The organism is Bacteroides sp. RTP31139st1_H2_RTP31139_211217 (assembly GCF_040227615.1).
Lineage (GTDB): Bacteria > Bacteroidota > Bacteroidia > Bacteroidales > Bacteroidaceae > Bacteroides > Bacteroides uniformis.
In genome coordinates this window covers 23,868-36,246 of record NZ_JBCNZM010000013.1, presented here as the reverse complement: position 1 = coordinate 36,246, position 12,379 = coordinate 23,868, and the positions used below count along the sequence as shown (strand labels likewise).

General features: G+C 54.0%; 6 protein-coding genes. All 6 read left to right on the top strand.

Annotation, left to right across the window (positions count from 1 at the left end):
• Nucleotides 1-9: 9 nt before the first annotated feature.
• The 6 genes from ABUA47_RS03450 to ABUA47_RS03425 all read left to right on the top strand — a co-directional run bounded on the left by ABUA47_RS03450 (nt 10) and on the right by ABUA47_RS03425 (nt 12,266).
• A complete protein-coding gene (locus ABUA47_RS03450; RefSeq protein WP_347774477.1) occupies nt 10-1,560 on the top strand; it encodes a RagB/SusD family nutrient uptake outer membrane protein in 1,551 nt (516 codons plus the stop codon).
• A gap of 12 nt (nt 1,561-1,572) precedes the next feature.
• Complete coding sequence (locus tag ABUA47_RS03445) at nt 1,573-3,672, top strand: family 43 glycosylhydrolase (RefSeq protein ID WP_035447057.1); 2,100 nt, start codon at nt 1,573-1,575, stop codon at nt 3,670-3,672.
• A gap of 17 nt (nt 3,673-3,689) precedes the next feature.
• Complete coding sequence (locus tag ABUA47_RS03440) at nt 3,690-5,081, top strand: glucoamylase family protein (RefSeq protein WP_035447059.1); 1,392 nt, start codon at nt 3,690-3,692, stop codon at nt 5,079-5,081.
• 119 nt (nt 5,082-5,200) lie between these two features.
• Nucleotides 5,201-7,492 carry a beta-glucosidase BglX gene (gene bglX / locus ABUA47_RS03435; protein ID WP_005830329.1) on the top strand — a complete coding sequence of 764 codons (2,292 nt, stop codon included), beginning with the start codon at nt 5,201-5,203 and terminating at the stop codon, nt 7,490-7,492.
• Between the two features lie 137 nt (nt 7,493-7,629).
• A complete protein-coding gene (locus ABUA47_RS03430; protein ID WP_035447064.1) occupies nt 7,630-10,665 on the top strand; it encodes a SusC/RagA family TonB-linked outer membrane protein in 3,036 nt (1,011 codons plus the stop codon).
• Nucleotides 10,666-10,745: 80 nt separating this feature from the next.
• Nucleotides 10,746-12,266 carry a RagB/SusD family nutrient uptake outer membrane protein gene (locus ABUA47_RS03425; RefSeq protein WP_035447066.1) on the top strand — a complete coding sequence of 507 codons (1,521 nt, stop codon included), beginning with the start codon at nt 10,746-10,748 and terminating at the stop codon, nt 12,264-12,266.
• The last annotated feature ends 113 nt before the right edge of the window (nt 12,267-12,379 follow it).

Below are 12,379 nucleotides of genomic sequence, written 5' to 3'. Positions count from 1 at the left end.
CGTAAAACAATGAAATTCTTAAAGAAAACATTCGCATATATACTTCCGGCCATGATGGTACTGGGAGGAGCTACCGCTTGCACCGATTTCATAGAAATCGATCCGGAGAACAAAGTTCCCGAACAAGGCGTGGACTTTACCAACAAGAACAATATGTACCAACCCGTAGTGGGTGCCTACTCCAAAGTACGCACACAGGGCATGCACTGGTGCAACGCACTATTGATGTTCACCCGCGACGGTGACGTGTGGTCGGGCCGTACCGATGACCAGGGCGATGCCGTGGCCTTCGGACGCAAGTTCAACTACAACAACTCATTCTGGGCACTGAACCAGGTATGGATGAACTTCTACGACATCATCCGCATCACCAATGCCGCCCTGCAAAGCCTCGACGGTTATGCCGAATATCTTGCTGCAGGAAGCGAAGATTACAAAACCTACGAATCCTATTGCGGCGAAGTACGTACCATCCGTGCATGGGCTTACTATTGTCTGGTGACCAATTTCGGTCCCACCGTCATCTACCGTGACAACCTGCAGACCGATTTTCGCCGTTCTACCGTAGAGGCCGTATATAATTATATGCTGGAAGATTTGAACTACGCCATCGACAAACTGCCCCGCATGCGTCCCAACCAGATGGAACACAAGGGAGCCGTGACAGCCTTCACCGCCCAAGCATTGGCCGCCCGCATCTATCTGCTGAAAGGAGACTATGCACAAGTGGAGACACTGACCGATGACATCATCAAGAACGGTGGATTCCGTCTCTACGACGACTTCTACCAGCTGTTCAAAATTCCCGGAAAGTTGTGTGACGAATCTTTGTTCGAATGCCAGGTAACAGACTACGGCAATGGTTCTGGCGATTACCTGGGCGTAGACCAATGGTTCAATTTCCAGGGTCCGAACATGGCAGAGAGGTATGATGAAGTAGTGAACGCAGACGGTACCATCAGCTACAAGCAAGCCGAAGGCACCAAGTCCATAGGCGGCTGGAATTTCATAGGCTATGAACCCGAGTTCGTGGCATGGGCCGAAGCCCGTGGCGAAGGTGTGCGTGCCGAAACTTCTTTCCTGAAAGCCCTGAGCAAGACGCGCGAGGGTTGGCAGGTAGGTCCCACATCGGCCACCAAGACCGACTGTTGGAACGGCAAAGGTTACCTTCCCTACAATCAGATGACTCTTCCACGTACGACCTACGGAGCCAACAACAATGTGCGTATCATCCGCTATGCCGAAGTGCTGCTGATGAACTCCGAAGCCAAAGTCAGACTGGGCAAGGATGGAGACGCAGGCTACAACGAAGTGCGCCGGCGTGCAGGCATGAGCACCAAAACCGGTGTTACCCTGAAAGACGTGATGGACGAACGCCGGATGGAGCTTTGCGGCGAATGGTGTGCCCGTTATGTGGACTTGGTGCGTACCGGCGATGCCGCCACCGTACTCGGTCCCAAAGGATGGACAGCAGAAAAGACTTATTGGCCCATACCAGCCAACCAGTTGGACGACCTTCCCGACCTGAAGCTGGAACCCACTGACGGAATTGCCGAATAAATCCGCTCCAATATGGTAAAAAGATTCCTAATCAGTTGTGGAATAGCCTTTGCCGCTCTGACGGCAAAGGCAACCCCTGACGATTCCATCAAAGTGGTGAAGGGGCAAGTCAGTGACTATTATATCACTGTAACCCAAGACCGTATCGTAAAAGGACACGTACTGGACACCAACCGCCAGCCACTCGCAGGCGCCACAGTCATGTTCTTCGCAAGTCCCATGCACAATACCACTGCCCACGACGGCAGCTTTGCCATCAAAGGAGCGAAGAACGACGTGCACCTGTATGTCTACTATCCCGGGAAAAAGATAGTGAACAGAATCCTGGCACTGGATGAAACCGATATTGAGGTAGTGATGGAAAAAGAGGTACACAAGGCAACCGCAATCCGCCGTCCCGCCCAGGCGACCCGGTGGTATGACCCACAGGCGCCTCTGTCGCGCACCTTCTGCAATCCGATGAACATCAGTTACAATTTCGAGCCTTTCAACAACAATGTGCGTCCCAACGGTTCGTTCCGTTCCTCTGCCGACCCGATGGCGGTGGAATACAAGGGAGAATACTTTCTGTTCTCCACCAACCAGGGCGGTTTTCACTATTCCAAGAACCTGGTGGATTGGGATTTCGTTCCTGCCGGCTTCCAACGCAAGCCTACGGACGACGACCAGTGCGCACCGGCAGCCTATGTAAGCGGTGACACGCTGTTCTATACCGGCTCCACCTACGAAGGCCTTGCCGTGTGGTACAGTACACACCCCAAAACGGGACGTTTCAAACGTGCCATCGAAAAGAATGTGCTTCCCACATGGGACCCCTGCATGTTTCTGGACGATGACGGCAGACTGTATATGTATTATGGCTCCAGCAATGAATATCCGCTAAAGGCGGTGGAACTGGACCGGAATGATTTCTATCCCATCAGCAAGATTCACGAAGTGATGATGCTCCGCCCCGAAGAACACGGCTGGGAACGTTTCGGCATGAACAATGACGATGAAGTGACACTCCGCCCATTCACAGAGGGCGCTTACATGACCAAACACAATGGCAAATATTATTTCCAATATGGTGCTCCGGGCACTGAATTCAAAGTCTATGCCGATGGCGTATATGTTTCGGATTCCCCGCTGGGCCCGTTTGTCTACCAGAAGCATAACCCGATGTGCTACAAGCCGGGCGGTTATGTGCAAGGTGCCGGTCATGGAGGCACGTTCTGCGACGTGAAAGGTAATTACTGGCACGTGGCCACCTGCATGCTCTCCCTGAAGTACAAGTTCGAACGCCGCATCGGTCTTTATCCGGTGGCTTTCGACAAGGATGGTGTCATGTATTCGTCCACTGCCTTCGGCGATTATCCCAACTGGGCAGAACCGATGGACGTAAAGAACCCTGCAGAGCGTTTCACGGGATGGATGCTTCTGTCCTACGGCAAACCGGTGGAGGTATCATCTACGGATAGCATCCATGCAGCTTCCAACCTGACGGACGAAAGTATGCGCACCTACTGGGCAGCCCGTTCCGGCAACCCTGGCGAATGGGCCGGGATAGACCTGGGCAGCACAAAGAATGTACGTGCCGTGCAGTTGAACTTCTACGACCATAAAGCGGTTCAATACAACCGTGCCATGGATATTTATCACCAATACCGTATTTTTGCTTCCGAAGACGGAAAAGAATGGACATTGGTCATAGACAAGAGCGACAGTGACAAGGATTGTCCGCACGACTACATCGAGCTCAACGAGCCGTTGCGTGCCCGTTATCTGAAATACGAGAATGTGCACATGCCTACGGGAAATGTCGCCTTGTCCGGCTTCCGCGTCTTCGGGAACGGTGACGGCGATGTCCCGCAAGCCGTGAAAGGACTGACTGTGAAACGTGACAGGAAAGACCGCCGGAATGCCCTTATCTCCTGGCAACCCGAAGCAAGCGCCTATGGCTACAACATCTACTACGGCACCGCCGAAGGCAAGATGTACAATGCCATCACGGTACTGGGACAGACGGAATATGACTTCCGCGGACTGGATGCGGACACGGACTATTACTTCACCATCGAGGCGCTGAACGAAAACGGCCGCTCGCCATTGTGCAAGACGACAAAAAATTAAACACAAGAAATAAAGATATGAAAAAACCAATAATGATACATGTGCTGGCTTTGTTCCTGATTTCCACATTGGCGAGCTGTGCATCCTGCTCTTCCGACTTGAAGGAAAACGGGAAAGAGAACGGAAAAGAGGAAAAGCCCGACACAGAGGAAGTACGTCCCGAATCATTCGCTTCGGATGACGAAATGCTTGATTACATCCAGAAGGTACATTTGAACTACATGTGGGACGGTGCGGAACCGACCTCCGGACTGGCACGCGAACGCATCCACCTGGATGGGGATTATCCCGAAAAGGACCAGAATGTTGTCACCACCGGCGGCAGCGGATTTGGTATAGCCGGACTGCTGGTAGGCATCGAACGCGGCTTCATCCCCAGGGAAGAAGGCGTGAAGCGCCTGACCAAGATTGCCGATTACCTGAAACGCGCCGACCGCTTCCACGGCGTATGGCCCCATTGGTTGTACGGCCCTACCGGCAAGGTGAAACCTTTCGGACAAAAAGATAACGGCGGAGACTTGGTGGAAAGCTGCTTCCTGATGCAAAGCTTGCTTTGCGTACGCCAATACTTCCGCGACGGCAACGAGCAGGAAAAGGCGCTGGCAGAGAAGATTAACCAATTGTGGAAAGAGATGGAGTTCAGCTGGTATCAGAATGGCAAGGATGTCATCTACTGGCACTGGTCTCCTGAATACAACTGGGAAATGAACTTCCCGCTGGAAGGCTACAACGAAGCATTGATTGTGTATGTGCTCGCAGCCTCCTCCCCCACTTATCCCGTTCCGGCTTCAGCCTACCACAACGGCTGGGCACGCGGCGGCGGCATCAAGTCCGACTCTGCCCCCTACGGCCTGCCTTTGGAATTGAAACACAACGGAGCCGAGAAACTGGGCGGTCCCTTGTTCTGGGCACAATACTCGCACATCGGTCTGGACCCGCGCAACCTGAGCGACCGCTATGCCAACTACTGGAACGTGGTGCGCAACCATGCCCTCTCCAACTACCGCTACTGCGTGGAGAATCCCAAACAATACAAAGGTTACGGCGAGGACTGCTGGGGACTGACCGCCAGCTACTCTACCAAAGGCTATGCAGCCCACTGCCCGGGCGACAACGACCATGGTGTCATCACACCGACAGCAGCCTTGTCCAGTTTTCCCTACACACCGGAGGAATCCATGCGTGCACTGAAGTATTTCTATTCCAAAGGCGACTGGATTTGGGGCAAGTACGGATTCTACGATGCCTTCTCCGAGGGAAGTGACTGGACGGTGCCCCGCTATCTTGCCATCGACCAATGCACCATTGCCCCGATGATTGAGAACTATCGTTCCGGCTTGTTGTGGAAACTCTTCATGAGCTGTCCCGAGGTTCAGGAAGGATTGCAGAAGCTGGGATTTAAGGCTTAGGGATTTACGATTGAAGTTAGTATGCGACATGATGGAGCAGCTAAGCTTAAGTTGAATTTCTATATCACTATTCCCCTCCCCCTTCAGGGGGCCGGAGGGGATAATCAAAATTATATCATATGAAGAAATACACATTATTAGCAGCCTTGGCTTTCTCTGCCCTCACCGTGACGGCAACGCCCAAAGAAAACACATCCCAAGGCAATCCGCAGGAGATGGATAAATTCATTACGGAGCTGATGGGCAAAATGACGCTGCACGAGAAAATCGGTCAGCTCAACCTGCCGGTAACGGGAAACATCGTCACCGGACAAGCCAAGAGCAGCGACGTTGCCGGTAAAATCCGCAACGGTGAAGTCGGAGGTCTGTTCAACCTGAAAGGCGTGAAGAACATCCGCGAAGTGCAGAAACTTGCCGTAGAGAACAGCCGCCTGGGCATCCCCTTGCTGTTCGGTATGGACGTGATTCACGGTTACGAAACGGTATTCCCCATCCCCTTGGCACTCTCGTGCAGTTGGGACATGGAGGCTATAGAGAAATCGGCCCGTATCGCCGCCATTGAGTCGAGTGCAGACGGTATCTGCTGGACGTTCAGCCCGATGGTGGACATCTGCCGCGATGCCCGTTGGGGACGTGTATCAGAAGGCAACGGTGAAGACCCCTTCCTGGGTTCAGCCATTGCACAAGCCATGATTCGCGGTTATCAGGGCAAGGATATGAGTGCCAACAACGAGATAATGGCTTGCGTAAAGCACTTCGCACTGTATGGCGCCGGAGAAGCCGGCCGCGACTACAACACGGTGGATATGAGCCGCAACCGTATGTTCAACGAATACTTCCCTCCCTACAAGGCTGCCGTAGAAGCCGGTGTGGGTAGCGCAATGACCTCCTTCAATGAAATTGACGGAGTACCCGCCACTGCCAACCACTGGCTGCTGACCGACGTACTGCGCAACCAATGGGGCTTCGACGGCTTCGTGGTGACAGACTATACAGCCATCTCCGAAATGATAGACCACGGAATCGGCGACCTGCAGGAAGTATCCGCACGTGCCTTGACCGCCGGAACAGACATGGACATGGTAGCCGACGGATTTATCGGCACACTGGAAAAATCCCTGAAAGAAGGCAAAGTGACTGAGGCCGACATTGACAAAGCCTGCCGACGCATCCTAGAAGCCAAATACAAGCTGGGACTGTTTGCCAATCCGTATAAATACTGCGACGTGAAGCGTGCCGAAAAAGAAGTGTTCACTCCCGAACACCGTTCCATCGCCCGCCAGATTGCCACAGAGACATTCGTACTGCTGAAGAACCAGGACAATCTGCTGCCCTTGCAACGCAAAGGCAATATCGCCTTGATTGGCCCGCTTGCCAACACCCGTGCCAACATGCCGGGCACTTGGAGTGTGGCAGCCACAGCAGACAAATACAGCACCCTGCTGGAAGGTTTCAAGAATTCTGTCGGCTCCAAGGCCAACATTCTCTATGCACAAGGCAGCAACCTGATGTACGATGCCGACTACCAGACACGCGCCACGATGTTCGGCCGTGAACTGCCCCGTGGCAATGACCAAGAACTGCTGGACGAAGCCCTGAAAGTAGCCGCACAAGCCGATGTCATTGTAGCCGCCCTCGGCGAGTCCTCCGAGATGAGTGGTGAGAGCAGTAGCCGTTCCGAACTGGAAATGCCGGACGCACAGCGCCACCTGCTGGAAGCATTGCTGAAAACGGGCAAACCCGTAGTATTGGTATTGTTCTCCGGACGTCCCGTAGTGCTGACTTGGGAGAATGAAAATGTTCCTGCCATCCTGAATGTATGGTTCGGAGGTAGTGAAGCTGCAGACGCCATTGCCGACGTAGTGTTCGGAGACGTTTGCCCCAGCGGTAAGCTGACCACCACTTTCCCGCAGAATGTGGGCCAGTTGCCTATGGCATACAACCACAAGAATACCGGCCGTCCTCTGAAAGAAGGCAAATGGTTCGAGAAGTTCCGCAGCAACTACCTGGATGTGAGCAACGACCCGCTGTATCCTTTCGGCTATGGCTTGAGCTACACCACCTTCCAGTACAGTGACATCACGCTCAGCTCCAAGCAACTGAATGCGGACGGCAAGCTGACCGCTTCCGTAACCGTAACCAATACGGGTAACTACGATGCAGATGAAATCGTACAGCTCTATATCCGCGACTTGGTGGGCAGCATTACCCGCCCCGTGAAAGAGCTGAAAGGCTTCGAGCGCATCCACCTGAAAAAAGGCGAAAGCAAGCAGGTGACCTTCACCATTACCCCCGAATTGCTGAAGTTCTACAACTACGACATACAGTATGTATACGAACCCGGCGAGTTCCATGTAATGATTGGACCCAACAGCCGCGATGTAAAGACTACGAGTTTTGAGTTGAAATAGGTATAGTTTTGCTTTTAGGTAAGAGGGCAGTCCGCGAAAACCGGGCTGCCCTTTTTTAACACCGTCACCAAATCTTTTTTGCATTTTGATTGTTCAGAGGAGAAACTGAATGATTTATCCACTAAAAAATCAATGTAATGAAGAAGAACCTAAACCTTCCCAAGAAGAAAACCGGAAGACTGAGAAACCTATTTCTGACGGTGTGCCTGCTGGCAAGTGTCGCCGCATCGGCGCAGGAGAAAACAGTAACCGGTACCGTGACCGATGCCCTGGGTGACCCGCTGATTGGTGCCACCGTATTGGTGCAGGGAACCTCCAATGGCGTGATTACCGACATAGACGGCCGGTACTCCATCCAGGCCACCCCGGAGAACACATTGGATTTTTCCTATGTAGGCATGGTGAAGCAAGCTGTCAAGGTAGGCAGCCAGTCGGTAATCAACGTCCAGATGAAAGACGACTCGCAGATGCTGGCCGAAACCGTTGTCATCGGTTATGGCAGCGCCAAGAAGCGAGACCTTACGGGCTCCATCACCAACATTAAAGGCGACGAAATCGCCAACAAGCCGGTGGTCAACCCCGTATCCGCACTGCAAGGAAAGATTGCCGGCGTGCAGGTGATAAACTCCGGCAAGGCAGGCTCCGACCCGGAAATCCGTGTACGCGGAACAAACTCCATCAACGGCTACAAGCCACTCTATGTGGTGGACGGACTGTTCAACGACAACATCAACTTCCTGAATCCGCAGGACATCGAATCCATGGAGATACTAAAAGACCCGTCGTCGCTCGCCATCTTCGGTGTGCGCGGTGCCAACGGCGTGATTATCATCACCACCAAGAAGGCGAAAGAGGGACAGACACGCGTCAATATCAACGGCTCGTTCGGTTTCAAGTCCGTCACCGACAAAATTGCACTGACGGATGCCGAAGGCTTCAAACTGCTGTACAACGAACAGTTGAGGAATGAAGGCAACCCGGAATACAACTTCTCGGACTGGACGGGAAACACCAACTGGCAGGATGAAATCTTCCAGACTGGGTTCATCACCAACAACAACATCAGCATCACGGGTGCCTCGGACAAGAACAGCTTCTATCTCGGTGCGGGCTATGCCTACGAACAAGGCAACATCAAGCACGAGAAGTACAGCAAGATTACGCTGAACATCAGCAACGACTATAAAGTGACGGACAACCTCAAGGTAGGTTTTCAATTCAACGGGGCACGCATGCTGCCCGCCGACACGAAGAGTGTGGCTACAGCCCTGCGCGCAGCTCCGGTGGCGCATGTATTCAACTCCGAGTACGGCCTCTACACCTCACTGCCCGGATTCCAGAAGGCACAGATGAACAACCCGATGGTGGACGTAGACCTGAAGGCGAATACCACGAAAGCCGAGAACTACCGTGGCTCGGGCAACGTGTACGGGCAATGGGATTTCCTGAAACACTTCCAGTTCAAGGCCATGTTCTCCCTGGACTATGCCTCGAACAGCACACGGACATACACCCCGGTTATCCAGGTATATGACGCAAGCGTCGAGGGAGACATAGCCACGCTGGGCAACGGCAAGACCGGAGTGTCCCAAGCCAAAGAAACGGAAATGAAGGTACAGAGCGACTATCTGCTGACCTACACCAACTCCTGGGGAGACCACAGCGTGACGGCCACAGCCGGTTTCACCACCTACTACAACAAGCTCGAGAATCTGAACGGCGCCCGTACCCAAGGGGTAGGCCTGGTCATTCCGGACAATCCCGACAAATGGTACGTAAGTATCGGCGACGCAGCCACCGCCACCAACGGCAGTACGCAGTGGGAGCGCTCCACCGTGTCCGTGCTGGCACGCGTGCTCTACAACTACAAGGGCAAGTACCTGTTCAACGGCTCCTACCGCCGCGACGGTTCTTCCGCCTTCTCCTACACCGGCAACCAGTGGCAGAACTTCTACTCCGTCGGCCTGGGCTGGCTGATGAGCGAGGAAGCATGGATGAAGGACATCACCTGGCTGGATATGCTGAAACTGAAAGGCTCATGGGGCACACTGGGCAACCAGAACCTGGACCGCGCCTATCCCGCCGAACCGTTGCTGACGAATGCCTACTCCGCCGTGTTCGGCACCCCGTCTGCCATCTATCCGGGCTACCAGCTTGCCTACCTGCCCAACCCCAAACTGCGCTGGGAGAAGGTGGAAGCCTGGGAAGCCGGTGCAGAAGCCAACTTCCTCCGCAACCGCCTGCACTTTGAAGGGGTGTACTACAAGAAGAAAACCAAAGACCTGCTGGCCGAAGTGCCGGGCATCTCGGGCACCGTACCGGGTATCGGAAACCTTGGCTCCATCGAGAATTCGGGCGTAGAGCTTGCCTTGAGCTGGCGCGACCGGATAGGCGACTGGAACTACAACATCGGAATGAACCTTGCCACCATCAAGAACAAGGTACTGAGCCTCGTGCAGGAAGGCTACTCCATCATAGCCGGAGACAAGCAGCAGAGCTACACAATGGCAGGATACCCCATCGGCTACTTCTACGGCTACAAGGTGGAAGGCGTCTACCAGACCCAGGAGGAGATTGAGCACTCTCCCAAGAACACACTGGCAACCGTCACCCCGGGCGACCTGAAATTCCGCGACGTGAACGGTGACGGTGAAATCACCACGGCAGACCGTACGATGATTGGTAATCCTACACCCGATGTCACCTACGGCTTCACGCTCGGCCTGGGCTACAAGAACTGGGAGCTTGCCGTTGACATGATGGGACAAGGCGGCAATCAGATTTACCGTACCTGGGACAACTACAACTGGAGCCAGTTCAACTTTATGGAGCAACGCATGGACCGCTGGCACGGTGAAGGGACCAGCAACACCCAGCCGCTGCTGAACACCAAGCATACCATCAACAATCTGAACTCCGAGTATTACATAGAGGACGGCTCGTTCTTCCGCATCCGTAACGTGTCGCTGGCATACAACTTCGACAAGGCGCTGATTTCGAAGATAGGCATGCAGGCGCTGAAACTCTACGTGAACATACAGAACCTGAAGACGTGGAAGCACAACACCGGATATACCCCGGAACTGGGCGGAAGCGCCATCGCCTTCGGGGTGGACGACGGCAGTTATCCGATGCCGGCGATTTATACGTTCGGATTTAATCTGACGTTCTAAAAGCCTCTCCCCTAAAAAAGAGTAACTTCAAACCTCCCCCGACTCCTTCAAAGGGAACGGGGAATGAAAAATATAAATTTATGAAACTGATAAAATACATATTTACATTGCTGGTGGGTGCAACAGCCCTCTCACTGACATCCTGCAACGACTTCCTGGACCGCGATCCGCTGGGGCAGTTCACGGAAGATGACTCTCCCAACGCCCTTGTAGGCGGGAAGATATTCAACGTCTACTACCTGATGCGCTCGTACGACATCACTGCCGGTATTCCTGCTTTTATGGTGCACATGGTGCGCAGCGAGGACTCCGAGAAAGGCAGTGATGCCGGCGACGGCAGCAACGAGGCCGCCATGTGGGACGACTTCGAATACACTGCCTCCAACGGGCCGCTCAGCGCCTATTGGGGACAGAACTACAAAATCATCTACCAGTGCAACGAAATCCTGGACGACATTGAGAAGAGCGGACACAAGGACGACACCGAAGCCATCCGCAACCGCGGCGAAGCGCTCTTCTTCCGTGCCTGGTGCTACTTCAACCTGGTACGCGCCTTTGGCGAAGTGCCGCTGGTCACCATCAAGGTAGTGGAAGCCTCCGATGCCAACGTGCCCAAGACCACGGCGGAAAAGATATACGAACAGATTGACAAAGACCTGACCGAAGCCGAAGAATGCCTGCCCCTGCGGTGGGACAGCGACTATACGGGACGGCTGACCTGGGGCGCCGCACGCTCCCTGCACGCACGCACCTATATGATGCGGAACGATTGGGACAATATGTACACAGCCTCCACCGAAGTGATAAAGTCGGGCATCTACAACCTGAATACACCGGTCGACAAAGTCTTCACCGTAGAAGGGGAGAATTGCGGTGAGAGCATCTTCGAACTGCAATGCGAAGCCACCGATGCCATGAAAGAGGATGCTAGCATCGGCAGCCAGTTCTGCCAGGTGCAAGGGGTGCGCGGAGCCGGCGAGTGGGACCTGGGATGGGGCTGGCACATGGCCACCAAACTGATGGGAGAAGCTTTTGAACCGGGCGACCCGCGCCGGAACGCCACATTGCTCTACTTCCGTCACAGCACGGACGAGCCCATTACACCGGAGAATACCAACCAGCCTTATGGCGAGTCACCCGTATCCACCGCCATGGGTACCTACTTCAACAAGAAGGCCTACACGGACCCGACACTGCGCCGCAAGTACAGCCGTATGGGTTTCTGGGTAAACATCCGCCTCATCCGCTATCCGGACGTGCTGCTGATGGCTGCCGAAGCCGCCAACGAGAAAGGGCTGACAGGCGAAGCCGCCGGGTATCTGGAACAAGTACGCGCCCATGCCCGCGGCACACTGGCAGACGTGCTTCCGAAGGTAGAATCTGCCAGCCAGTCTGTGCTGCGTGACGCCATTCGCCACGAACGCCGCGTAGAGCTGGCACTGGAACCCGACCGCTTCTACGACCTCGTGCGCTGGGGCATTGCCAAAGAAGTGCTGCAAGCTGCCGGAAAGAATTACCAGGACAAGAATGCACTACTGCCTCTGCCCCAGACAGAGATAGACAAATCGAACGGAGTACTGGTACAGAACCCCGACTATTGATACCCGGCCAAAGGAAACAGCCGACCCAATCAATGGCAAAAGGTCTGTTTTATAACTTGCTCTCAATCAAAGCATTGCTACTGCAAAGAGCTGCAAACTTTTTGCAGTAGCAC